The 25,286-nt window shown below is 40.9% G+C and carries 25 protein-coding genes; 9 read left to right on the plus strand and 16 right to left on the minus strand.

The features are described 5' to 3' along the window. Positions 1-3: 3 nt before the first annotated feature. The 3 genes from AACW90_RS09835 to AACW90_RS09845 all read right to left on the minus strand — a co-directional run bounded on the left by AACW90_RS09835 (position 4) and on the right by AACW90_RS09845 (position 5,126). Positions 4-1,500 (minus strand): diguanylate cyclase domain-containing protein, encoded by a 1,497-nt coding sequence (locus AACW90_RS09835; RefSeq protein WP_390233721.1) that lies wholly within the window; start codon positions 1,498-1,500, stop codon positions 4-6. A 319-nt stretch (positions 1,501-1,819) separates the two neighbouring features. Beyond that, on the minus strand, positions 1,820-3,019 hold the full coding sequence (manA, locus tag AACW90_RS09840) for a mannose-6-phosphate isomerase, class I (protein ID WP_390233723.1): 1,200 nt from the start codon (positions 3,017-3,019) through the stop codon (positions 1,820-1,822). A gap of 208 nt (positions 3,020-3,227) precedes the next feature. After that, a complete protein-coding gene (locus tag AACW90_RS09845; RefSeq protein ID WP_390233725.1) occupies positions 3,228-5,126 on the minus strand; it encodes a PTS fructose transporter subunit IIABC in 1,899 nt (632 codons plus the stop codon). A 377-nt stretch (positions 5,127-5,503) separates the two neighbouring features. Here AACW90_RS09845 and AACW90_RS09850 point away from each other — a divergent pair, with 377 nt between their 5' ends. Continuing rightward, positions 5,504-6,349 carry a helix-turn-helix transcriptional regulator gene (locus AACW90_RS09850; protein WP_390233728.1) on the plus strand — a complete coding sequence of 282 codons (846 nt, stop codon included), beginning with the start codon at positions 5,504-5,506 and terminating at the stop codon, positions 6,347-6,349. Between the two features lie 19 nt (positions 6,350-6,368). Here the strand turns inward: AACW90_RS09850 and AACW90_RS09855 are convergent, their stop codons facing one another. Then, positions 6,369-7,280 (minus strand): LysR family transcriptional regulator, encoded by a 912-nt coding sequence (locus AACW90_RS09855; protein ID WP_390233730.1) that lies wholly within the window; start codon positions 7,278-7,280, stop codon positions 6,369-6,371. 128 nt (positions 7,281-7,408) lie between these two features. Between AACW90_RS09855 and AACW90_RS09860 the strand changes: the two genes are divergently transcribed. After that, positions 7,409-8,422: a zinc-binding alcohol dehydrogenase family protein gene (locus AACW90_RS09860; RefSeq protein ID WP_390233732.1), complete on the plus strand. Its 1,014-nt coding sequence runs from the start codon at positions 7,409-7,411 to the stop codon at positions 8,420-8,422. 12 nt (positions 8,423-8,434) lie between these two features. On the opposite strand, the gene AACW90_RS09865 is transcribed toward AACW90_RS09860, so the two are convergent. Then, positions 8,435-9,220, minus strand: coding sequence for a PTS sugar transporter subunit IIA (locus AACW90_RS09865; protein WP_390233734.1), 786 nt, complete (start codon positions 9,218-9,220; stop codon positions 8,435-8,437). 9 nt (positions 9,221-9,229) lie between these two features. Continuing rightward, positions 9,230-9,532: a PTS fructose transporter subunit IIB gene (locus AACW90_RS09870; protein WP_275138242.1), complete on the minus strand. Its 303-nt coding sequence runs from the start codon at positions 9,530-9,532 to the stop codon at positions 9,230-9,232. Positions 9,533-9,719: 187 nt separating this feature from the next. Here AACW90_RS09870 and AACW90_RS09875 point away from each other — a divergent pair, with 187 nt between their 5' ends. Together AACW90_RS09875 and AACW90_RS09880 are read left to right on the plus strand one after the other, a co-directional pair. Next, on the plus strand, positions 9,720-11,183 hold the full coding sequence (locus AACW90_RS09875; protein ID WP_390233737.1) for an ATP-binding protein: 1,464 nt from the start codon (positions 9,720-9,722) through the stop codon (positions 11,181-11,183). Between the two features lie 2 nt (positions 11,184-11,185). Then, entirely contained in the window at positions 11,186-11,875 is a 690-nt protein-coding gene (locus AACW90_RS09880; RefSeq protein ID WP_390233740.1) for a response regulator, read from the plus strand. A gap of 141 nt (positions 11,876-12,016) precedes the next feature. Here AACW90_RS09880 and AACW90_RS09885 read toward each other — a convergent pair whose 3' ends face one another. Continuing rightward, positions 12,017-12,904, minus strand: coding sequence for a LysR family transcriptional regulator (locus tag AACW90_RS09885; RefSeq protein WP_390233743.1), 888 nt, complete (start codon positions 12,902-12,904; stop codon positions 12,017-12,019). Between the two features lie 171 nt (positions 12,905-13,075). On the opposite strand from AACW90_RS09885, the gene AACW90_RS09890 reads away from it, so the two are divergent. The 3 genes from AACW90_RS09890 to AACW90_RS09900 all read left to right on the plus strand — a co-directional run bounded on the left by AACW90_RS09890 (position 13,076) and on the right by AACW90_RS09900 (position 15,500). Continuing rightward, complete coding sequence (locus AACW90_RS09890; RefSeq protein WP_390234324.1) at positions 13,076-13,672, plus strand: TetR/AcrR family transcriptional regulator; 597 nt, start codon at positions 13,076-13,078, stop codon at positions 13,670-13,672. Between the two features lie 103 nt (positions 13,673-13,775). After that, positions 13,776-14,810 (plus strand): NADPH-dependent curcumin/dihydrocurcumin reductase, encoded by a 1,035-nt coding sequence (gene curA / locus AACW90_RS09895; RefSeq protein WP_390233746.1) that lies wholly within the window; start codon positions 13,776-13,778, stop codon positions 14,808-14,810. 312 nt (positions 14,811-15,122) lie between these two features. Next, a complete protein-coding gene (locus AACW90_RS09900) occupies positions 15,123-15,500 on the plus strand; it encodes a nuclear transport factor 2 family protein (RefSeq protein ID WP_390233749.1) in 378 nt (125 codons plus the stop codon). A 63-nt stretch (positions 15,501-15,563) separates the two neighbouring features. Here AACW90_RS09900 and AACW90_RS09905 read toward each other — a convergent pair whose 3' ends face one another. Then, positions 15,564-16,553 (minus strand): ABC transporter substrate-binding protein, encoded by a 990-nt coding sequence (locus tag AACW90_RS09905; protein WP_390233752.1) that lies wholly within the window; start codon positions 16,551-16,553, stop codon positions 15,564-15,566. A 313-nt stretch (positions 16,554-16,866) separates the two neighbouring features. After that, positions 16,867-17,136 carry a putative hemolysin gene (locus tag AACW90_RS09910; RefSeq protein WP_390233755.1) on the minus strand — a complete coding sequence of 90 codons (270 nt, stop codon included), beginning with the start codon at positions 17,134-17,136 and terminating at the stop codon, positions 16,867-16,869. Between the two features lie 212 nt (positions 17,137-17,348). Between AACW90_RS09910 and AACW90_RS09915 the strand changes: the two genes are divergently transcribed. After that, positions 17,349-17,867 (plus strand): NUDIX hydrolase, encoded by a 519-nt coding sequence (locus AACW90_RS09915; RefSeq protein ID WP_390233757.1) that lies wholly within the window; start codon positions 17,349-17,351, stop codon positions 17,865-17,867. 73 nt (positions 17,868-17,940) lie between these two features. Here AACW90_RS09915 and AACW90_RS09920 read toward each other — a convergent pair whose 3' ends face one another. After that, positions 17,941-18,909, minus strand: coding sequence for a Gfo/Idh/MocA family protein (locus AACW90_RS09920; protein WP_390233759.1), 969 nt, complete (start codon positions 18,907-18,909; stop codon positions 17,941-17,943). Positions 18,910-19,459: 550 nt separating this feature from the next. Between AACW90_RS09920 and AACW90_RS09925 the strand changes: the two genes are divergently transcribed. Continuing rightward, positions 19,460-19,660, plus strand: a complete 201-nt coding sequence (locus tag AACW90_RS09925; protein WP_390233761.1) for a hypothetical protein — start codon at positions 19,460-19,462, stop codon at positions 19,658-19,660. 50 nt (positions 19,661-19,710) lie between these two features. Here the strand turns inward: AACW90_RS09925 and AACW90_RS09930 are convergent, their stop codons facing one another. The 6 genes from AACW90_RS09930 to AACW90_RS09955 all read right to left on the minus strand — a co-directional run bounded on the left by AACW90_RS09930 (position 19,711) and on the right by AACW90_RS09955 (position 25,245). Further along, positions 19,711-20,082, minus strand: a complete 372-nt coding sequence (locus tag AACW90_RS09930) for a cell envelope integrity TolA family protein (RefSeq protein ID WP_390233764.1) — start codon at positions 20,080-20,082, stop codon at positions 19,711-19,713. A gap of 88 nt (positions 20,083-20,170) precedes the next feature. Continuing rightward, positions 20,171-20,836 carry a helix-turn-helix domain-containing protein gene (locus tag AACW90_RS09935; RefSeq protein ID WP_390233767.1) on the minus strand — a complete coding sequence of 222 codons (666 nt, stop codon included), beginning with the start codon at positions 20,834-20,836 and terminating at the stop codon, positions 20,171-20,173. A 470-nt stretch (positions 20,837-21,306) separates the two neighbouring features. Further along, on the minus strand, positions 21,307-22,860 hold the full coding sequence (locus AACW90_RS09940) for an EAL domain-containing protein (RefSeq protein ID WP_390233770.1): 1,554 nt from the start codon (positions 22,858-22,860) through the stop codon (positions 21,307-21,309). Positions 22,861-23,027: 167 nt separating this feature from the next. Beyond that, on the minus strand, positions 23,028-23,654 hold the full coding sequence (locus tag AACW90_RS09945; RefSeq protein ID WP_390233772.1) for a LysE family translocator: 627 nt from the start codon (positions 23,652-23,654) through the stop codon (positions 23,028-23,030). A gap of 160 nt (positions 23,655-23,814) precedes the next feature. After that, positions 23,815-24,651 carry an arabinose operon transcriptional regulator AraC gene (araC, locus tag AACW90_RS09950; protein ID WP_390233775.1) on the minus strand — a complete coding sequence of 279 codons (837 nt, stop codon included), beginning with the start codon at positions 24,649-24,651 and terminating at the stop codon, positions 23,815-23,817. A gap of 63 nt (positions 24,652-24,714) precedes the next feature. Next, on the minus strand, positions 24,715-25,245 hold the full coding sequence (locus AACW90_RS09955) for a hypothetical protein (RefSeq protein ID WP_390233777.1): 531 nt from the start codon (positions 25,243-25,245) through the stop codon (positions 24,715-24,717). Positions 25,246-25,286: the final 41 nt, after the last annotated feature.

Below are 25,286 nucleotides of genomic sequence, written 5' to 3' on the forward strand. Positions count from 1 at the left end.
AGTTCAAGGAGAAGGTACGAGTTCTCTATCGAAATCAAGTGCATGAGTTTCTAATATTTTATGGACGATGGCCAGATACTCATGCACGCTATCTTCATCTGCAAGAGAAGACAACTCATTGAGTGACTTGATTATTTGAGCGTGTTGCTGAATATGTTCTGAGGTCATATTTAGACTGAGTCGTTTGCTCACTTTTACTTCATTTTGAAAATGCTGTTTCATCTGTTTTTTAAACAAGCTTTTAAACTCCGTGAAGTCTTGATGATTGTTGTGAACAGATTGAATGAGGTCGTCTAATTGTTGGTGGTCTTTATCTATTTCGTCTATCCCTATTTTAGCGATACTGTAGTTTGCCTTGGGTGTTTCGCTAGAAAAAGTGATACTGCCTCGTTGTGATTTCTTAGAACGATACATCGCATTATCGGCTTCTCTTAGTGCAATATGAGCACTTTGAGAGTTTGGTGACAACATGTGTATGCCTACACTGCAATCAACTTGTAATACTAAACCATGAGTATTGATTGGATTCTTTATTAATTGCTGTATCTGGTGCGCCACTTTTTGTGCATGGTTTTCTGCTTCATCTAATGAACTGCCTGCGTTGACGATGAGTATCGCAAACTCATCACCGCCTAACCGAGCGACGACTTCATTAAATTGACATCGATGCTGTAAACGAGAGCCGAGTTCAACAAGAACCGTGTCCCCAACATAGTGTCCAAATTGATCATTTATCGGCTTAAACCCGTCTAAATCTAGGTAGATTAAAGCGCCAACATGGTTGTGTTGGATTAGCTTACCGAGTACATGTTTTAATTTACTATCAAACATACGGCGATTGTAAATACCAGTGAGCTGGTCAGTATTGGACTCCTTTTCAAGTTTGCTTTGAATTTCTTCGGTGTAACTCAGTAATGCAAATACACCGATGACAGCACAGAAAGCAGGCCAGATTATTTGTGAGTATATACTGGATTGAGAAAATAACTCAGGTGATACTTCCATCAGTATAGAACGACTCATGATGACGAAGGCCATGAACAGAAATGCGTAGCCGACGACGCTGTCGGAGGGGTATCGGATGGCTTTTAAACGCAAAAACAGATAACTGATAGAACCAAAAGCCACTGGCAGAAATACACCACTTATGTGCAAGTAGTAAGTGAGGTCGCTTTGTAATATAAAATAGAGTTGCGCTGCACAGTTAAGGCTAAAGAGTCCAATAATTAATAACCACGGAACCTTTGTAGCGGTTCGCTTACAGGCGAAGATAACCATTGCCCATACAAAAATGGTGGAGGTAAAAGCCGATGTAATTTCCAATATAGTGCCAACGTCAAACACGTAGATAAACCAGCTAACAAAATAAGCAAAAAACGCGATCATAAAAAAATTGATCGAGTTGGAGCGATTCTCTAACTCTTTTACCCGTGTTGCGGCAAAAGCGAATACCAAATTAATGAGGGCTACGCTAAAAAAGTAGGCTTGCTCAATCGCCATCGCTAAAACTCCAGTTTAAATCCAATAAATATCTATTTTTTGCCTAGGAAACATTACAGATATTTATGTTAACAAGCAATTTCATAATCTACTGATATCATAAAGTGAGTGGTATCGAAGTGTTTTCAGGTGAAATAACGTACTAAGGCTTTAATAGGCAAGTATTGTGGCCTAATTTAATAGATAAAATCGACGATGTTTTACTAAGAGAGATTCTATTGGCAACGGTATTAGATGGAATCATGCATAACAAAAAACCAGAGGCTTTAAAGTCTCTGGTTTTTATTTTTTAACGAAGCGATTAACGTGTAGTTAGTCGTTAGTTGAATGCGCGAGCCACGCGGCCCTTTGAAGTGATTTGGTATTTTCCCGTATAGGCAGGAATGAATACGGATTCACCTTTATTGAACGTTACCGACTCTCCACTTAAATGAGTGAGTGTTACTTCTGCATCTAGTGCAAGCAAGATTTCAGCACTGTCGGTGCGAAGCGTAAGACCAATGATATCTTCGAATACCGCGAATTTAAAATCATCGACAGGAACCGGGTAAAAAAGTCCGCCGTCTTGGTCAATTGGATTTGCCAGCAGCGTACTCGCCTTTTTTTCTTTGAAGATAGTACATTTTACAAGCTCTTTAACGTCAATAAACTTAGGTGTTAAACCTGCGCGTAACACGTTATCTGAGTTAGCCATGATTTCTAAGCCGGTGCCTTTTAGATAGGCATGAGGAGTACAGGCATCTAAGTACATAGCTTCGCGTGGTTGCAGTGTAATAACGTTAAGCATCAATGGAGCGAATAGACCAATGTCTCCTGGGTATAGTTCAGAAAGCTCTAGGATTAGACTAAACAGTGGATCGTTTTTATGTGCTTTAGCAAATGCAAGCAGTTCAGCAACGGCTGTTTCTTTAACTTCGCCTTTTAATGAAAGCAGTGCAGAAAAGAAGACTTCAAGGCCGACCTCATCAATAGATGCCTTGAAAGTATCAACAATACTTTGAATGGTTTGCACGTTCGCTTTATCGAATAGTGCAACGACGTCAGTGATTTCTCTAAAACCGTTCATCGCTTGATATGATGTCAGTGCGTAAACTAACTCTGGCTTATGGTTAGGATCTTTATAGTTTCGATTACCAGCGGTGCGGGGAATACCGGCTTGCTCTTCTCTTTGGAACCCTATTTCTGCTTGTTCTTTGCTTGGATGGACTTGGATTGAAAGCGCACTTGCTGCCGCAAGGACTTTAAATAAATAAGGAAGTTCACCAAATTGAGTATCGGTTCCTAGGGTCAAAATACCAGATTTATCTAAATTGATAAAATCGGAAAGCAATTGTTCTTCACCATTTTCAACTATCTTAGAACAACCATTAGGGTGGGCGCCCATCCAGATTTCTGCTTGCGGTTTGTTGTCTGGATTTTCAATGTCAAATAGTTGGTTTATTGAAGTTCGGCTACCCCATGCATAGTCTTGAATAACGTTTTGCATTGGGAAAAAGCACGGATTTTTTGCCTGAGTCATGATGTTCCCTTCCGAATATCTGGATTTAATTTGAATGGTGAAATTAAACGTAGTTTACGCTATTTTTGAATAGAAATGCAGTGATAATACGAAATAAATACATTTATAGTAATTGTATTGATTAATGTCAAATTTGTATTAAAACTAAACCCTCCTATACTAGGAGGGTTTATGAACAGATTGAAACTTTAGCGGTGATGCTTAACGATTATGCTAACGCAGTTTCAGTCTTGCCTTGGCGTATTTTTTTCAATGCAATACAAACGAGCGCGGTAACAATAGAACCGACGGCCATACACATTATAGCAAGAAGGGGTTTATTCATTGCCCCTAATAACGCAACGATTGGACCACCGTGTGCAACGCTATTCGTAATGCCAAAGGAGAAAGCCATAACTGCAGCGACCATTGAACCAAGCACGTTGGCTGGTATTACAGACATCGGGTCTTGAGCGGCGAAAGGTATTGCCCCTTCCGAGATACCCACTAAGCCCATCGCACCTGCCGCTTTACCTGCTTCAGTTTCAGAGGCTTCAAATAGGTCCAGTTTCCGTCCAAGTACTGTGGCTAAGCCCATACCTAATGGTGCGACTGGTATCGCACAAGCCATTGCACCCATGAACTGAGTTTGTCCGTTTGCGATCATGCCGACAGAGAATAAGAAGGCGACTTTGTTGAAAGGCCCACCCATATCAAAGCCTGCCATACCACCAAGGACGATACCAAGCAGAACAACGTTACCTGTGCTCATGCTCGTTAGAAGTGCATTCAAGCCATCCATTAAACTTGCAATTGGCGCACCAATGACAAAGATAAATAATGCAGAGATAAACAACGAACCAAGGATCGGAGCAATCATGATTGGAACGAGCGGTTGAATAAACTTGTGATAGTTAATACTTGTTAACCAACGGACAAAGTAACCAACCAATAGACCAGCGATAATCGCACCGATGAATCCGGTTCCGGCTTCTGCGCCATAGAACGAACCATTGTTGGCAATCCAGCCGCCGATTAATCCTGGTGCAAGGCCGGGACGGTCTGCAATAGCGTAAGCTATATAACCCGCTAGAATAGGGATCATCAATGTGAACGCAACAACACCAACATCTAAAATTTTATTCCATAGACTGCCCGCAGGAATAGCCATACCCGCTTCGGTAGGTTCACCACCAATCGCAAGTGCAAGCGCGATCAATAGACCACCAGTAACCACAAATGGGATCATGTGAGATACACCGTTCATCAAGTAACGATATAACTCTCCGCGCGTTTTTGAAATAGAGCTAGGTGTGTCGCTGCTCTCTTTTCCGTCTGCCTTATAAGTTGGAGCACTCAGTGCTTTTGTAATTAATCCCTTCGCGTCACTAATAGGGGCTTTAACGCTCGTTTCGATTAATTTTTTGCCAGCAAAACGGCTCATATCAACTTGCTTGTCACAAGCGACAACTATCGCATCCGCTTTTTCGATCTCTTCTGATGTTGGTGAGTTCTTCACACCAATAGAGCCGTTGGTTTCAACCTTAATTTCATAACCTAGCTCTGCTGCGCCTCTTTCGAGTGCTTCAGCAGCTAGATAGGTGTGCGCAACACCTGCAGGGCAACCTGTTACACCAATGAGAAAACCTTTGTCAGCAACCGGGTTGTTTCCCGCGGGCTCTACTTTTTTCAATAGCAGTTTTAACGCGTCTTTTTCTGTTTTTGCTTTAAGAAATTGCTCGATGAATCCATTCTGAATCAGTTTAGATGATAGTTCAGCAAGCACTTCAATATGGTGATTAGATCCGCCGTCTGGAGAGGCGATCATAAAGAAAAGTTTAGAAGGCTTACCGTCTTCAGCGCCATAATCGATGCCTGATTTACTGACACCAATAATAACAGCGGGTTTAGTGACTGCGCTACTTTTCGCGTGTGGTAAGGCGACACCATCTTCAAATCCCGTATTTCCTAGCTCTTCACGTGCGTTTATATCGGCTAAAAACTGTTCTTTGTCGCTGATGCGTCCTTCTGCGTGTAATACGTCAATTAACTCTACGAATACATCTTTTTTATTCGTAGCTTTAAGATCAAGACGAATCAATTTTTCATTGATTAACTCGGTGATCATAATATTGTCTCCATGTTTGTCGCTATTAAGTGTTTACCCTGTTTGTTATTACTATTTTCGTAGAATTCCGTTGATTCGGATAGTGTACGAGGAAGACATTTACTGGATAATTGTAACCTACTAAAATTTGTGTGAACTAGAGCGTGAAACAGGTGTTTTCATTGCATTGAAAGTAATTCTATATATACTCTTTTATATCAATTAGTTAAAAACATAATATGATAAATACTATTGTTAATAAAATGTACATTTTCTTTCTTTATATTGAGTTCTGGATTAAAGTGACTTGATGTGAGGCAAGAGAAACGTGCGTAGGCTCACGAAATTACCGTGTTATTAATCGTTTTTTTCTGGTTCACTATTTTATTGAGGTTGTAATGAGCACGGTTTTTCATAGTTTAATAGAAACGCTACTGTCTGAGCGTGAAAGCTTCAATCGAATATGGTTTGCGACCGATAATTTGACGCCTCCACAGTTTAGTTATCAGGTGAATTTTCCAAGGCTTGAGTTAGTGATAAGTGGAGAATATGTTAATCAAATCGAAGATCCTGATCAGGGTATCGTTAGCGTTAAAGTGCTAACGGGCGATGCCCTTTACATTCCACCGAACTGTTGGAATAAACCCGATTGGGATACGGATTGTTCAGTACTGAGTTTGTTGTTCGGTCGTCGCCAACTTGGGTTTAGTCTGGTCAGTAAAAATAAGAACGAAACGGGATTTTTTGATGTACAAAAACACAGCATTCAGACGCGTACAGGCCATGCGATTGACCATATCCTAGAGGCGTTAAACGCGTTAGGGCGCGAGCCTAGGAAGAGCCCAATGGATGAATACCTTCTTACAGCGTTGATGAGCTATGCGCAGACCATGATCTCTGACCCTGCGCACAGCGCAAAGAAACGAGGCGAGGATATGTATCAAGGGATTTGTATCCATATTCAAGAGAACTTTCATCGTACGATTACTCGCTCCAGCATCGCGGAGCGATTCAATATTTCCCCTAATCACCTTTCTAGATTGTTTCGCCAACAAGGGCATATGACATTGGCCGATTACATAACGTGGGTAAGAGTCGATCGGGCCAAATTCATGCTACGACGATACGACTTTCGATTGTCAGAGGTGGCGACGCGATGTGGCTTTCAAGATGTGAATTACTTTTTTCGTGTATTCAAAAATAAAACTGGCCATACCCCAAGCGAATATCGAGGTATGGGGTAAGTTCAATAGACTCTAGTCATTAATAATGTAATGCCTGAAATAGGCCGTTGCATTTGGCAATCAGATGCTCTCGAAGCGCCTGGATGGTTGGGTTGAGTTGTTTTCGATCCGCGCAAATCATGTTGAGTGGCGTTGGTGAACCTTGCCAATCCTGGCACAAACGAACTAAATGACCACTTTGTAAGTCCTCACCGATGTCGATGATGGATTTAAAGGCAATGCCTTTTCCTGCTCGCGCCCATCGATGAACCGCGTCACCATCATTGGTCATCAGATTCCCCGACACGGCAACCGACTCCTCCAGCCCATCCTTGATGAGACGCCAACGAGTGTGGAGGGCATCATCCAGAGTAAAACAAAGGCAATTGTGGTGCTTAAGTTGGTGAGGTGAAATGGGTTCGCCAAACGTGTCGATATACTCAGGTGAAGCGCAGAGAATACGAAAATTCTTTCGCGCAATGGGTAACGCGACCACACTAGAGTCTTTTGGGTGACCAAATCTCAAAGCAACGTCGACAGGTTGGCTATAAAGGTCGGCGAAACTATCGGACAGTTGAATTCGCATGGTGATTTGGGGGTGTTTTTGCATGAACTCATCTAACCAAGGCAATATTATATTTCGACCTGTGTCGGATGGCATAGAGAGTTGCAAAAGACCACTAAGCTCAGATTGGCCATTCTGTATTTGTGAATAGCTGTCGTCAATCAATGTGAGAGCCTGTTGACAGCTCGCCAGAAATAACTCTCCTTGTTGAGTCAATCTTAACCTGCGTGTTGACCGAATAAACAAAGAGCAGCCAATGTCAGCCTCTAGCCTTTTGATACAAGCACTCACTGCAGCAGGTGTCAGGTCCATATTTCGTGCCGCTTCAGATAGATTGCTGAGTCTGGCCGCTTCTATAAATATTCTAAAATCATGAAGAGCTTTCATTTTCAAATTTTTTTTGAAATAGATGTTAATAGACTCTAGTTTTTCAAACGTTTCATGTCAAATAAACTAGGCTTACTTAAGTTACTCGTAAATGAGTGTCTAATTCCACCACAACGTTCGGAGTCACAATGAAAGCTATCGGTTATCAACACGCGTCACCTATTAATCAAGCAGACGCGTTGCAAGACATTGAGTTACCAATGCCCACGGCAACAGGACACGATGTTCTTGTTGAGGTGAAGGCAATTTCCGTCAATCCAGTTGACGCAAAGGTGCGCAATAACGCGTCTGCGGAAAAGGATGAGTGGAAAGTTCTTGGTTGGGATGCGACGGGTGTGGTTAAAACCGTGGGTACGGATGTGACGTTATTCAAGGTAGGGGACAAGGTTTGGTACGCCGGTGATATCTCACGTTCAGGGAGCAACGCCCAATTTCAGTTAGTTGATGAACGTATTGTCGGCCGTATGCCGCAAAGCCTGTCATATTCTGATGCGGCAGCGTTGCCATTAACGTCTATTACTGCATGGGAGATGTTGTTTGAGCGCCTAGAAGTAGAAGTGGGTAAAAAAACCAACGATAAGTCGATTATGATTATCGGTGCTGCTGGCGGTGTGGGCTCTATAATGGTTCAACTTGCGAAGCGTCTTACTGGCTTGACGATTATTGGTACGGCTTCTCGTCCTGAAACCAAAGAGTGGTTAGAGGAACTTGGCACGCATCATGTCATCGACCATAGCAAGCCCCTTAGCCAAGAACTCAAGAAGATAGGATTCGATAACGTCGATTATGTGGTTAGTTTAAATAACACCGAGCAACATTATGGTGAGATAGTCGAATCATTGGCACCACAAGGTAAGTTTGGCTTGATTGATGATCCTGCATCGCTTGATGTGTTGGCATTAAAACGTAAGAGTATTTCATTACATTGGGAGTTAATGTTTACTCGTTCATTATTTAAAACCGATGATATGCAGGCACAACATGACTTGCTCAACGAGGTTTCTGAGTTGATTGATGAAGGCTTACTTAAAACCACAGTGGGTGACCACTTCGGCACCATCAATGCAAACAACATCATTAAGGCTCATGGATTGCTAGAGTCGCAAAAAGCGAAGGGAAAAATTGTATTAGAAGGGTTTTAGACCAAAAAATGCTTATTGCCTTGCCATGATGTGGAGAAGTATTGCTTTTAACGCCTCGGGTTCAGACGTGGAAGTCACAAGTTGGCAGAACGCTTCATCAAGTAGTTTTCGAGTAAGCTGAGTGCAAGCTTTGATAACCGGCATTTCGGCAGGAGCAGGGATGACGATACCGATGATCGTATTCACATGACCTTGTTTTGAATACCAGTCGACAGGTGTCGATAGCTTAATCACGGCTATTGAAGGCTGATCAATACCTTCAACCATAATATGCGGCAAGGCTATACCATGACCAATGCACGTAGAAGAGATAGCTTCTCTTTTTACCATGGCATCAAATATCGGTTGTGCATGCCTTGCATTGAGCATGTGACATATCTTTGATATGAGTGCGTATTTCTCCATAGAAGTAGAGGGTTGGAACTGCTTAAAGCCATAGGTGATTGAAAATGGTAGTGAAAACGCGGGGTGTTTTGCTATTACTGAATAGCTAAACTCCTCGGTTTTTTCATGAGATGTATTCACAATTTCGAACTGATCCGCTATAAAATCGGTCAGCACCATGCATGCTAGTTCAGCGTCTGAACCCTCTATCCAAAGCTGGCAGAGGTGATTCTGTTGGCTACCAATACTGATTACCTGCAGTGTATGCTCGGCGTTGACACTCTTTCCATTAGAAATATTTTTTAAAATAACGACCGAGCGAAAATAACTGGAGAGCATTTTCAATCGATTCAACTTCCAAGCCGCAAAACCCTCAAGACCAATAATAAAAGTAATTCTTCGTTCTATACGCATTGTGAATAACTACAGTTCTTTACAGCGAGTCAAGACTCGGCATGCGTCAATCAATACTTCTTCAATCGTGACGCAATGTATTTTACTGCCAGTGAACCGCGCTCTTTGCTCTATTTCAATATCAGAAGCGATCAGTACGACATCGGCGTTGGCAATATCGATAGCGTTCAGTTGATTTTCAATACCCATGGCACCTTGTGTTTCTACTTTTATGGGGATGCTTTGTCGATTGGCTTCTTTTTGCAGCACATCAGCAGCCATATAAGTATGTGCGATACCTGTTGGACAGGCGGTTACAGCGACTATTTTCATTTGCATAGTGTTCGGTGAGTTGAATTGTCATCATCTTATAACATGCCTAATTAACGGGGAAGCGATTCTTTTTGTAGGAATAAATAGGTGAGGATTATGGAGAAATTGTGAAGATTCAGACTCGGTCGTAGCAAAAATAGTCAGCCACCGTATACTTGCTAAGATTTTATAAATACGTGGTGCATTTGTGCGATTGTCTATCTTTACTAAACTGTTTGTTTCTATCCTACTTGTGTGTGTAGTCATGCTTGGAACAATGACTTGGTTTATAAATTCGAGTTTTCAAGACGGCCTACAGAGTTATTTAAATAACAAAGAAGTTGAAAAAATAGAACTGATCGCTAACAAGCTAAAAGGTTATTACTCGCCAATATTTGGTTGGCAGCGCCTCGTTTCTGCTCCCTATCTATGGGGAGATATTCTTGATCAATTCGGAGAAGCACCACCACCGCAGGCTAGTCAAGGTAATGGGCCACCAGGTCGCCGCCAAGATAGACCACCTCGACACACAAATCCAGACACTACAAAGGATACAGTGCTTGTCCCGCTAGGTGTAAGAACGAACCTTTTGGACATGAATAATCAATCAATCTTAGGCATACCTGAAAACTTAAGCTACGATTCTGAAACGGTAAAACAGGTGAAAGTTGAGGTTATTGTCGACGATCAAGTGGTGGGTTGGGTAAGTATACTTCAAAGCAAAAGTATTTCTGAAAGCCTAGCAGAGAGCTTTTTTCAGCAGCAAAGTAAGAATACTTTCTCGGTGATCGCTCTTACAATTTTGTTCTCTTTTATTATCGCATTTTATCTAGTTCGTCATTTCTTAAAACCTCTGAAAGCCTTGCAAGCAGGGGCTATCGCTATTGAACAAGGTGATTTAGATTTTCAATTACAGTCGAAAGGCAACGATGAGCTAGCTCAGTTAACCTTGGCATTTAATCAGCTTGTTCAAGCGCTTAAAAAGCAGAAATCAGATAGAGAGCAGTGGTTATCTGATATCTCACATGAGTTAAGAACGCCAATAGCTGTGTTGCAAAGTGAAATTGAGGCCATTCAAGATGGTATTAGAAAACCGGAACCACAATATATTGACTCTTTGCATCAACAAGTCATGATTCTCGGTAAATTAGTTAATGATCTTTACGAACTGTCGTTGTCAGATTCTGGCGTGAATTTTGAGTTATCTGATATAAATGACATTTCAGCTATTGTGGCTGATGTAGTCAGTCAAAATGAGTTGCGTCTCAAACAAAAGCATATGATGACTAAGTTGAGTAGCTCGCTTGATATTGTCCCGAAAATTCAAGGTGATAGAAAAGCCCTTAGACAACTATTTCTAAATTTGATGGAGAACAGCATCCGTTATACTGATCAACCGGGTACAATATCTATTTCAATACTTCAAGAGAAAGAGAGTATTAAGGTAATATTTCAAGACAGTTATCCAAATGTGCCAGAAGACTCTTTACCAAGGCTATTTGACAGACTTTATCGAGTAGATAAGTCCAGAAGTAGAGCAAGCGGTGGTTCTGGAATTGGATTATCGATATGTAAAAATATTGTGGAGGCCCATGACGGAACCATTACCGCGAGTCATTCCGAACTGGGTGGGCTGAAGATGGAAATTCAATTACCGAAGCGAAAGGCGTAAAAATGACGATAGGAAATAGTAGAACCATATTGGTGGTTGAAGACGAACCGACGTTAGCGAACGTGTTGTGTGACTACATTGACCATTCAGGTATGAAATCGTTCCAGATCAACAATGGTGGTGATGTGATAGCTTGGATAAGAGCAAATCATCCAAGCTTGATTGTTCTCGACTTGATGTTACCAGTACGCGACGGTTTAGATATTTTTAGAGAGTTAAGAACATTTTCGCAAATACCTGTGATTATGGCGACGGCTAAGGTTGATGAAATTGACCGGTTGGTAGGATTAGAGTTGGGTGCAGATGATTATATCTGTAAGCCGTACAGTCCGCGTGAGGTGATCGCTCGTATTAAAAATGTATTGAGAAGAAGTGATAAATTACTGGGACATCACACACCTGAACAAGAAAAATTACGTATTGATGCTCCCTCTATGAAAGTGCTGTTGATTGGACAAGAATTAGTGTTAACCCCAGCAGAATTTAAATTGCTACACTTTTTGTACAAGAATGAAGGACGGATATATAGCCGCGAGCAGTTGATGAATCATATTTACGACGATGGCCGCATAGTTACGGATAGAACTATAGACAGCCATATTAAGAACTTAAGGAAGAAAATGCAGGAGATCGATAATAACTGTGATTACGTTAAGTCGATCTACAGTGTTGGCTACAAATTTGAGTTGTAGTGTTCACAAATTAGGTTAATCGTAACTAGATGCCACGAGATAACACTTTATTTGGGCTCTGGAAACCATCCTTTTTCTGAAATAGTCGCTTACTGCTTCACGTTAATATAATAGTGATTGAAAGGGGCGTGATTATACGGATTAAGATTTAGCCAATAAAAACTCTTTGAAATGGATAGCAACAGGCGAGGCTGAAGCTGGCGGATGGTAGTGGATATTGAGGCTCCATATACTAGTTTCAAACTCTTCTAATAATACGACAAGTTCCCCACTGTCTATCGCATGTTTAACGATAAAATCAGGCAAATAGGCGATGCCGGAACCCAAAATGGCAGCCTGAAGTAGCAGATCGCTATCATTCACTTCTAATGTCGTCGGAATCTTAACGATTTGACATTCATCCCCTTTAGTAAATGCCCAATCATTGCTGCCCGTTAAAGTGGTCGCAAAAAGGCATTGATGCGTCGTTAACTCCTCAGGTAACGAAGGAGCGGCGTGACGAGCGAGATAATTTGGCGCGGCGACAACGACAAACGGGCTTTTCATTAATTCTCGTCGCACAAGGTGGAGGTCTCTCTCTCGGTAACCTTGATATACGGTGTTTGCACTGATTGACAAGTCACTGTCAGCGGCAAAATCGAGTGCCCACGGGGTAATATTTATATTGAATGTTACGTCAGGGTTTAAAAGTAAGTAACGATTGATTTTTTCCATCAGGTAATGGTTAGCGTAGACAGGGGTACAAACAATATCGATATGGCCTTTGTCGCATTGTTGGAAATCTTGCATCTGTAAACATAAGGTTTCAGCGTGGTCAACAACAGAAGAGAACTCTCGGAAAAGCTTTTGTCCGGCAGGTGTGGGGTTGAGTAAGCGATTATTGCGTCGGTAAAGGGGTACACCAAAACTTTGTTCAAGTTCTTGCAGCCAACGACTTCCCGCCGAGACCGATATATTGACTTTCCGAGCGGCAGCGGAAATGGAACCTGTGCGAACAACATAGATAAAGAAAGCCATTTTATCGAGCATGAATTTTACCGTAGAAAGAAACTATAGAAATCGTTTATTGGTTTTATATTACCATTTAATCTACGTCAAAAAATGTTAGATGCGCCGGATCAAATAGATAAAGATAGCGATAATAGTGCTTTTCTTCTGACGCTACTAGACGACTGGTCTAATTGGGTGTATTGTTGGCGCATGAAAACAGAAAACAAAGATACCAAACAACATATTTTGGACACTGGATACAACCTAGTTGTAGAAAAGGGGTTTACTAACGTTGGGTTGGCACAACTGCTCAAGCATGCCGAAGTTCCGAAAGGTTCTTTTTACCATTACTTTAAATCGAAAGAACAGTTTGGTGAGGCGCTAATAGAAGATTACTTTCTAAATTATTTTGAGCGCTTAGAAGCATTGTTCAATCAAGAAAGTAATTCGGCCTATGATAATCTCATTCAGTATTGGAAAATGTGGGGTGGTACAGGTCAAGCGGACTGCGGTGCGAACAGGTGCTTAGTCGTTAAACTTAGCGCCGAAATCTCAGATCTGTCAGAACCGATGCGATTGGTGTTGATGAAGGGAGCGAATCAGATAGTGGCACTGGTCGCGAACTGTATCTCAGCAGGTGAACAGGACGGATCAATCAAAGTAGGCCATAGCGTAGACACGGCGCAATTTCTTTATAACCTTTGGTTAGGGGCTGCGTTGATGCATAAACTCACCAAAGATGTATCAAATCTAGAACAAGCCTTACTTACATCAGAACGTATTCTCTCTGGGGATATTGTTCTCTAAATTTGTTAAGTTCCCGCCAATCGACTGGTGGGCTTTTTAGATAATAACACTAGACGACTGGTCTAATTTAAAGCCAGTCTAATAAAACCGTTAAGGAATGATAATGTCAGCTCAACAAAATAATTCTCGAGTAGTTCTCGCCTCTCGCCCTGTTGGTGCACCAACGGAAAATGATTTTCGCTTAGAATCCGTCGTAAAACCAATACCAGCGGAAGGTGAAGTATTACTGCGCACCGTTTATCTTTCATTGGACCCATATATGCGTGGCCGAATGAATGATGCGAAGTCCTATGCTGAACCCGTCGCCATTAACGATGTCATGGTTGGCGCAACGGTTTGTCAGGTAGCCGAGAGTAAAAATGACAACTTTGATGCGGGTGAATGGGTATTGGCATATACAGGTTGGCAAAGCTATGCACTGTCCAATGGACAGGAATTGCTTAAATTAGGCAAAGAGCCGACAGCGCCATCTTACGCGCTAGGCATTATGGGTATGCCAGGGTTTACGGCGTATATGGGCTTGCTTGATATTGGCGAGCCTAAAGTAGGTGAGACGATAGTGGTTGCCGCTGCTACTGGGCCTGTTGGGGCGACAGTAGGGCAAATTGGTAAACTTAAGGGATGTAAAGTGGTGGGTATTGCTGGCGGCGAAGAGAAGTGCCGATACGCTAAAGAGGTGCTCGGTTTTGACGAGTGCATCGACCATAAATCTAAAGATTTCCAACAACAGTTAGCGAAGGCGTGTGACAAAGGTATCGATGTCTATTTTGAAAATGTAGGCGGCAAGGTGTTTGATGCGGTTATGCCTTTACTCAACACGGCTGCTCGTATTCCGTTGTGTGGCCTCATATCACAATATAACGCGACGTCTCTACCAGATGGCCCAGATCGTATGTCTATGCTTATGGGGACGTTGCTCATTAAGCGAATCAAGATGCAGGGTTTTATTATTTTTGACGACTACGGCCATCGGTATAATGAGTTCGCGGCTGATATGGCGACATGGCTAAAAGATGGAAAGATAAAATATAAAGAGCAACTCGTTGTAGGGTTAGATAAAGCACCAGAAGCTTTCATTGGTCTACTTGAGGGTAAGAATTTTGGTAAGTTAGTTATTCAAGTTAATGACCCAATGTAATGACACCAATCCAATAAAGTAATTGATCACAAATTGACTTAATTTAGTCGTAATAAATAGTTGATGGTAGACAAAAAAGCGGCTCGTTAGAGTCGTTTTTTTTTTTCTAATTTCAATCCTATTGCTCGTTGACTAGTTAAGTGGTGCTTTCACTTAAAGTGTAATAGTTGTTTCGATGCAGTGTTGGTTGAAACGTATTGATGTGCACATTACTCCGTCTGTTGAAACCCTGACGTTTTTATTATAAAACGTTATATTAAACCAAGAGTAATGTTTATGATTTACGGATAATAAATTTAAGGGCTAGGGAATATGAGCATAGAGAATAACAAAAAGAACGCGGTTAATTTTTATAGGATGGCTTATTTAGGTGAACCTAGGAAAGCCATAGAAAAATATGTTGGAGATGAGTATATCCAACACAACCCGCTCGTTGGAAATGGCAAGGAAGCATTCATAGAATATTTTACTCAAATGCAAGATGAGTATCCCGAGAAAGAGATCACCTTTGTACGTGCTGTCGCGGAAGGAGTAATGGTCGCGCTTCATACGCATCAAGTTTGGCCCGATCATGACGAGTACGTGACGATGGACTTCTTCCGTTTCGACACAAACGGTAAGATTGTAGAGCACTGGGATTCTATTCAACAGATCCCTAATGAAAATCTCAATGGCAATACGATGTACTAAATAATAAGGATAATAACGGTGCTTATGTACAACCCTTATTATCCTTATTTGTCTATGCTTAGATTACATGGCCTTTTTGATTTTTTCGGCCACGTCTTCTGAAACCCACTTTTGCCATACCTCAGGATATGTCTCCAAGAAGTATTGCATCGCTTCCTCCGAATCCGCTTGGTTGTCTTCCATCCATGCCAATAGTTGGCTCATGACTTTATTGGTGAACCCACGATTTGCAAAGTATTGATAGGCGTCTGGCGCTCTTATCGCAAAGCTTTCTGTGGTTATTGTATGGACAGGGGAAGGTGGGTACATGGTCACCTTAGGCGAATCACATTCAGCCTGAGTAGTACAATTTACGTACTCCTCTACATCGACACCACTTCCAAAATCGACTTTCACCATGTCATATTTACCTAGAACCGGTGTAGGCGACCAGTAATAACCGAACCACGGTTTTTTACGCTCGTAAGCTTTGGCAATAGTACCCGACAAGGCTGCACCTGACCCCGGATCGATAATTTCAAACTGATGGTCCTCTAGCTTTAGGGCACTGAATAGATGTTCGGCGGTTATCTGACACGTCCACCCAGCAGGACAGCCATAGAAGGCATGTTTTTCGTCACTCTCTGGGTGCTCAAATAAACCAGCATGTTTTATGACGCCCTCGATAGTATTCATCTCTGGGTACTGTTCTACCAAATAAGCAGGAACCCAAAACCCTTCCTCACCACCGTCGGACAATGACTTACCCGCATAGCGAAGTCGTTTATCTTTGACGCCTTGGTCAAGCGCGTCTCTAATACTGTTTGTCCATAATTCGGGTGCAACATCGGGTTTGCCCTTTTCTATCATTGATGTCCCTGTGGGCAAGCTATCCCCTGGTATCAATTCTGCTTCACAATTGAAGCCAGTGTTAAGGATGAATTGGTCGATATGTGCCATAAGACTGGCAGAGTTCCAATTCATGTCAGCGATGGTGACAGTTCCACATTCTGATGCATTCGCTTGAAACGACAATGCCGCTGCTAATAGAGCGGCAGTGGTAGAAGGCTTCATCTATAAAATTCCTTTCTAACGGATTTAAAAATTGGATATAGAGGAAATATAAATATTTTATATTTCCTCTAGTAGGTTTAACACGTTGATAGTACGTCTTAATCGTTTACCCGTTTAGTGTAGGACCTTCACAGAGATTATCAAAGCGAGGGGTCGATATTGACCATGAAATGACCTAAAAATAGACCCAAAGGGGTAAGTATTGGCGACACGATGCAATCTGTATTGAGTCTATCGCCGAGCTGGTATAACACACTCGCTCGATTCTTGACCATGCAGAACGAGAAAGCCACGCGAATGCGTGGCCTTGATATTACATCTTGTCTTTTTCTATATTGTGGTTTTCTTTGTAGTATTCCCACTGCTCATATTTTTCCTCTTCAGAGAGGACGCAATACATCACACGTTGGTCGTTTTCATTGAAAGCCTGAAGCTCACCTTTTTGTTGTACACAATAGACTGAAGCGGGGTTTGAGATAGATTCATAGCTCTCGACATCGTACTCATCTGGCTCACTTGAACCCGCGCAACCAGCCAATACTGCCATTGCACCCAACCCAACCAGCCAATTTAATTTATTCATTCACTTTCTCCAACAGACTTTAGACTATTAACTTAGTATTAATTTTCCTGTAAGTGTAGGTTAATTTTACAAAAAACGGTCTGGATAAAGTAAAAATTCGAAAATATGTGGGTGTGAATAAGTTTATGGCGGTGCAGAGTCATATAAAAAGGATAATTGAGTATGTTAACATGCGCCATTATCACATAAATCCAGATTTAACAGACACTTCTATGAGACACATTCAAACGCAAATTCACCCTGATATTGATCACCTAGACAATAAAACGATATTTAAACGCGCAGCGGCTAGAGCGATTGTGCTTGATGGCGAAAATATCCTCATGCTTTATACCGAGCGTTACCACGACTATACAATACCTGGTGGCGGTTTAGACGAGGGGGAAGATGTCATTTCTGGTATGGTTCGCGAGTTGCAGGAAGAGACTGGTGCCCAGAACATTCATAAAATTAAGCCGTATGGCATTTATGAAGAATTTCGCCCTTGGTATAAAGATGATGCCGATATAATGCATCAGATATCGTATTGCTACACCTGTAAAATTGATGGTGAGTTAGGTGAAACCGCCTTAGAAGCACATGAAGTGAATAATGGCATGGTACCTATCTGGATTAACATCCACGAGGCCATTGCACACAACGAAGAAACTATGGCCAAAAACCCCAAGAAGGGCATGAGCATTGAGCGCGAGACGTATTTGCTTCATTTGATTGCTAAGGAAATGCTGTAAGGATAGAGGGGGATGAAATACGTATAAAAACGTGTTTATCCCGAACTAGACTTTTGATTACTGTTTTGTAGCATCACACTTTTGATTGGTATATCGCTAATATAAGTTCCGTGGTCACCCGAGCAGATTCAGCATTTACTAACGGTTGTTCACCTGTTTTAACCGCATGTTCAAAATCAATGAGTATGGATTTGTGGCAACGGGTGTCAGCTACTGTTGCGCTAGTGGCACCGTCGTGTTGATAGTCGTACAGGGGATCCGTGGGGTTAAGCAAGTCATCGATATGCCAATCGCTAATGATGTCATCGGTTAATGTGAAACTGCCTTTCTCAGTATGCACTTGTATCTGAGCGGAGAAACCAGGTTTAGTTGCGGTTGAAGCAATGACTGTCCCAATCATGCCATTGTCATGCCGAAACAGAGCAGCGCCGTGATCCTCTGCGTCCATCTTGTGTGCAAACGTATCTAACATACTGACCACTAGCTTGGGCATACCAAAAAACCACGTGTATAAATCAAGGTTATGGCAAGCCTGCTGCATAAACACACCACCACCGTCTATCTCGTACCCGCCACGGTATTGCGCACTGTCATAATAAGACTGTGGTCGATAGAATTTAGCTGTGACATCGGCGGAATAAACCCGACCAAATGCGCCGCTATCCATTAACCTTTTTACGGCAGCGTTATCGGGCGCGGTACGTCGTTGATAAGAGATAGCAAGCGTAACCCCCGTTGTTTTACAAACCTCGATGCAACGATCAATCGATTCCAAAGATATATCCAATGGTTTTTCGGTAACGACATGCTTGCCTAACCTTGCTGCTGTTAAAATACTTTGGTGATGCAAGCCATTCGGAGTCGTCACAATTACAGCATCAAACGGAATATCAACATGGTCTAAATGCTTCCAAACAGGGCAATCGTTAATTGTGTTTTTTCCGCTGCGAGAAACAAAGCCGACGACGTGTCCATTTAATTCAGCAACAACGTTAAACCATGTTTGACTAATGTTACCAGAACCCACAATTATATATTTCATGTCGACCTTCTTTTCGTTATTTAAAGTTGTTATTTAAAATACGTCAAATTTACCAAAGTTCATAAACAGGAGCGAGGCGCGACTTTTCGCGTCTTTAAAGTTTAAGACTACACCAAAAAACCAAACTAAATATCGATTATTTTTAGGGCGTACACCAATACTCAATGACAACAACTAAAGATTAATATACTGACTAAATCGATACGTTACCTTGTCTTAGGTCTAACGTTATAAACATATGTCTCCAGAAACTGAAATAGTTGAATAAATAGTGCTCATTATCGTGTGTTAATATTCATCCTAAAGAATAGCGAATATTTACGAGAAAAGACAATAGGAATGAAGATGGGGACGTTGAAGTATAAAATGATGCTTAAAAAGCTCATATGAGTCAAATATTGCTCGCCTATATACTGGAATAAGCGGAAAGCCACTTAATTATGGGTGTTCATGTATAAACAAAATTGACATTAAATTGGCAATGAAGAAATTATTTGCATTTATAGTCATGAAGTCTATTTGAATGAAGAGAATGATAATGAAGTTAAATATGAAGAGGTTTTTAATTGCTTTTTCTGCTGTGACTCTTGGGATATTTACGTTGGTTTTTAGCCTGTTAGTGGCGATACCAATTTCAATAGCCGCACTGATTACGGGCAGAAAACTACAAAAAAATCGAAACAAAACGCATTTTGATACGGGGCAAGAGTACGTTATTGAAGGGGAATATCAGGATGTTTCCGACAAATAATGATGATTTCTATCTGTTGAGTATCAAAAGGCTTCAGCGTTTAGGTGTTCTTAATCATCAGGAACGATAGTCATGTTCACATTCTGAACTTTCTTTCGTGTTCTTTCTGATAAAAAATCTACCCTAAACGGCTGAGCTTGTTCAATAGCAAGTTTACCGTAGTGCTCTAACTCGGGCTCCCCAGAACTTTCAACTAATTGAACCTCCAAAACCTCACCAACGTCATTTAGCGTTACATTAAAGGTGACTAGGTGGCCAAAGCATTCTTCGCATCGGTACAGCCTTCGTTTTACTGAAGCACGGGCGAGTTCGCTCCATAGATTGAGTTCCGCTTTCTCTTGGTTTGAAAGTGGTATGTGAAGCACATCAGCAGGGAATGAGTGAAACGCAACCAAGATCAAAAACAGTATCGCTGTTCGCATGCATTCCTCCTCAACAACTCAACGTTTTCCACTGTACGTAATAACCACTTACTACTCTCTAACCATAGCTGACTGTTTGCAATTCGGATCAATCCAAAATATTCTTTATTTCAGTCACTACTTTTCCTACAACAGATATATCGTCTTCGCTTACGTTTAATGTCGAATTATTGAATGCGATAGCGACTTTTTTTCCTGGTATTCGTTGGATCTGATTAAGGGAGAGTAAACCATCAATATTCACGAGATAAAGGCCACTTATTGCCTGATTGGCTCCCGTATTGATAAGAAATACTTGATCGCGATCTTTGACGGCCAGTAGTTCTTCGTCGTTGAATTCAACAAGCAAATCTGAATCAAATATGGTGGCATGTCGGTTGACGAGTTGCCCATTTTTCAGTTCAAAACTCTCTAGTAGGGAAGAAGCCTGGCTTTGAGCTAGTGCGGGCAAATTGCTATCTATCATGTAACTTGTCGATTTTTCTTCGACTTTAAGTGCCTCTTTTGCGTCATTTGAGATTTGATAGCCCAAAGATAGATCTTTCATAGGGATGCCTAGCGTCAAATGAATTTTGATTAAAAGCTCAAATGACGTTCTATTTTTCATATTCCACGTGCTAAATGTGGATGTCGGTACACCCGTTACTTTAGAAAGTTCTTGTAGGTTCTTACAACCAAGTATCATTTTCAGGTTATTAGTGAAGTCATGGCCCTTTAAAAATGTATATTCTGGAATCTTTTTACTATAACGCATACTGTTTAACTTATTTTATTGGATAAAGATCTCAAATGAATTGAAATAAGCTCAATTAAAATATAATTTTCATTGATTAATATTCATTTGAGATTTAATATCTCGTTAGTTCTTTGGTTGGTATAGAGCTGCAACTCAATCAACCACATAAAAAGCGATAGGTAAAAATAATACCATCTTGTATCTCTATCAAATAGTACTAGTTTCTACTTTTGTAGTTTCTTGGGCGCATGCCTAATTATTTCTAGAGCGAGTCGATGTGCAATACTGATATGGAGGGGTATATTGACAATAAATTCGGTCACTTACATGGAGTAAAGTGGCGACTAATGTTCTAAACCACGGAAGGGGCAACAAACACCTCTGAACGATATACCGTAACGTTTAGTAGAGAAGGATTACCGTTTCTTCTCTACTTTTTTTCGTCTGCGCCATGCAAGTTTGAATGCGATTGAAGTACGGTCAAAATATTAACCAAGGTATTCGATCAGCTCTGCTTGTGGTAATGGTTTAGAATAGTAATAACCTTGAATGTAAACAAAACCTAATCTATCGAGTATTTCCAGTTGATATTTTTCTTCGACACCTTCTACGATGGTTCTCATGTTCAGTTGTGTTGCCAGTGACATCATGGAATCCAGCAGGGGAATGATAGTCGAGTCATCATAAAGGTTTTTAACAAACACACGATCAATTTTCACGTAATCAAAAGGGAATTGACGTATGAAGTCTAGCCCTGAATATCCAGTTCCAAAATCGTCTATGGCAAATTTGAAACCATAGGCAGACAGTCTGTTCAAATGAAGCTTGAGTGTGCCTAATTCGTCTTGAGAAAAATTATTGTCTTCCGTTATTTCAAAGACTATTTTTTGAGCCAGCACAGGTTGGCTTTCTACTAATGCGTCTATGAAGGTGACAAAAGACGGCTTAAGAATGACACTGCGACTTATGTTTACGCTGATATAAATCGTTGAGAATAAGGATGGGTGTTCTGATATAAATAGCGCTACCTTGCCTATTACCAACTTGGTGATGTCTTCAATGAGGTCTACTTTCTCTGCCAATGGGATAAATATATCAGGAGAGATGTAACCCTGAGTAGGATCTTTCCAACGCAAAAGTGATTCGCAACCGACGGTTTTACCAGACTTTTGATTAACAATGGGTTGGTAATGAAGTTCCAAAAAATCATTGGTAATCGCGTAGCGCAGAGAGTTTTCTAAGCTGTTGTTGTTTAATCGTTTCTGGCGACTGAATAAGTAGCAAATAGTGACCAAGCTTGCTAACACCAAGGTCACCCACAAATAACGCCAAAATTGCATGAAGTAGTACATTGACGTGGTACTGACTTCGAGTTCTAGTGGGTACCTATCTGATTGAGCAGAATAGAATTTAATCCCATCTGAGAATGTCTTGTTGCCCAACTCTCTTGAAATAACACGGAGTTTATAATTGATGTAATCATCAGCCAGTAGCCGGTCGATATCTTGAACTAGATAGCGTGGAGGAATAAGAACACTAAGGCCTTGTCCGAATTCGTTTGTAAATATAAGTGCAATACTTCGTGTACGGCTCAGTTTGGTCTTAGTGTAACTGAGTGTTATATGATTAGGGCTATTTTTTAGCCGATTAATTATAGTCTGATAGAGATGAAAAGAGGTATCTCCGTTGTTACTGGTACAATATATTTTTCCATTTTGGTCAAACACTCCGATTTCTTTCGCTCGCTCAGAATTAAATATACTTTTTCTTAAGTCAGCAAGGATTTCATTACATGATATGGACGTTTTTTCGGGTGTTAATAAGTAAGAGAACTGCAAAATGGATTGATCAAATTCATTTTCCATCGCACGTAACAATGTTTTTGTCTTTGTTTCAATAAGTTTATTGGAGACAGGAACTAAGAACAGTAGCGAGACGATAATAGCAAGGATAAATATCTGTAAAATTCTGATACCAAATTTATCATCATTATATATCAATGTATGAGGTGCAATGAATTTCAAAGCTTTAATTTTAGGCATCAATATGTATTTTCTCGGAGCAAATGTATCGTTATGTTTTTACACTAATCGAAATAGAATGGTCGAGTCAACGCTATATAGAAGTCTATGTTATAAAACAAAAAGTTACGCTTGATAATGAGAAGTGCTCATATGAAAATGAGTGTAATTGTATGTGTATACAGTACTTACCGACTTAATGCCAAATAAGCACCCGCCAACATCATAATGCTTCCAGCACCTCTATTCAGTCTTTTATGTGCCAGCGGCGTTTTTAATGCACTTGCCATACGAGCCGCACCGAATGCAATCAACATTAAACCCGCCATTAAGGCGAGAGTCGCTAGAGAGGCGACAAGGACAATATCTTGCGATTGCAATACTGTTAGGTCGATGAAGGTTGGTAAGAATGCGATATAGAAAAGTATGACTTTAGGATTCGATGCTGAAATTAAGAAACCTTGAGTGAAACTAGCGAACAAAGAACCTTTATGTTTGACTACTTCCGAGTCGATGTCTTTTTTTACCTGTGGCAGTGTTTTAAACATTCTATAGCCAAGATAAATTAGGTAAGCGGCTCCGACATACCGGATGGCCAAGAATACTTCTGTCCAGTTTTCTGCGATGGTTGCTAGGCCAAAACAGGCAAGAACAAGGTAAACCAGATCGCTCATCGCCATACCAAAAGCGAGCATAACGCAATTTTTAGCCCCATAGACAAGTGCTCTTGCAAGGATAGCGAACACACCGGGTCCTGGGGTAATGCCAAATATAAATATCGCGATAAAAAAGGTAATTGCGCTTTCTAATGACATCCTGTCTACCTGTGTTTGCAGAGAATAATAGCAATAACATAAACGAGTTTTCATTTCGTGGCTAGTAAGTAATAAAACACGAGCATCAATGGTTACTTTTTAATGATTACCGTTCGTTGATTACCAGCATGAGAAGGGGTGAATGATGGGTCGACATTCGTTATGTAATGTGTTGTCTAAAGTGCTTAGGGCTGACGCCTGCTTTTCGTTTAAATACTCGCGAAAAATAAAGTGGGTCCCCATAGCCAATAATTCGGCCAATTTGATTTATGGAATAGTTTGTTGTCAATAACAGGTGTTTGGCGCGACTAATTCGTTGGTCGTCTCGCCATTGCGTTATGGACATATTCATTTCACCGCGAAATAAATGACCTAGCCGTGAAGGAGACAAGCAAATGTGCGAAGAAACATCTTCAATTGTAAAATCTTTGTTTAAGTGCTGTGTCATATAATTCATAGCGTCAATCACTCTTGGGTCGAGTCTTTTACTTATAACGTCGGGTTGTAAGGTTTTACAACGAATCAATAACTGCTCGAGTAGGTTGATAGCGAGATCGTTGCGATAAGGGACTTCAGACTTTGACGTATATTCGATATCAACAAACAGTTTTTCTAGTTCTTTTTGAGTCTGTGAATCTAGTCCTCGGGTAATAAATACACCATCGATTTCATCGTGCCAATTTAACCAGTCATGCCAAAACGCACGAGGGCGAAAATATATCCATCGATGAAACCATGACGAGCATTGATCCTTCCTATGATAATAATGTGCTGCACTCGGCGGGAATAACAGTAGCTCTCCACTTTTCACATTGAACGCTTTGTCATTGGAAAAAACGGTGCCTTCTCCTTTACTGGTTATATTGATGATAAAGCCCTTCATTCCACCCGGACGATTGATAATAAAATCTAGTTCATCGCCTTCAATAATAGGTGTTAGGCCCGCGACCAAATGCGCGTCAAAATTGTAGCCGGGTTTAAGAGGGTTATTTTGCATATTAGGTACTTATTATTTTTCTATAAGTTTACGTGGCTATGGCTTTGACTACGCTTTTGCACATCACATTTCTTGTTCAAGGACGATCCATTGCGTGCTGCTAAATGCTTCACGAAATTCCGTTTTGTTAGACTCAAGTAAATAGGCACTCGGTTTATCATCTTTTTCATGCTCCCACGGTTTTAGTTTAGAGAGCATGTTGCTTTGTTCGCTTTTGAGTTGATAAGAGTGCTCTACTTGTTCAATGCTATGACGAATGTCTAATCGTGTTGGATTAGAACTTCTTGCGAGATAATCGATCACCAGAGCACCTTGTCGAAAGGAGTAGGTCATACTAATTGAAATAGAGGTGCTCATTTGAAGGTTACACCACTGTTCCAATTTGTTTTCTTTCGCCCGAAACTGCCATGAGATTTGCTCTAAATCTAATTCAGCAAGATTGTTGACTAACTCAAAGTGCCCTTTAAAAATGGCTTGAGACAGATAAAAAAGCTGGAAATCATTAGGAGATGATGTAGATATTTGCAAACTCCAATCAAGATATGTCAGTTCATTAGATTTTTCAGTTATAAGGTTTTTAGCTATTGTATTCAAGGTTGTACCTAATAAGGCTCCCTAAGGAGCCTCCAAATAAC

This window comes from Vibrio frigidus (assembly GCF_042465995.1).
Taxonomy (GTDB): domain Bacteria; phylum Pseudomonadota; class Gammaproteobacteria; order Enterobacterales; family Vibrionaceae; genus Vibrio.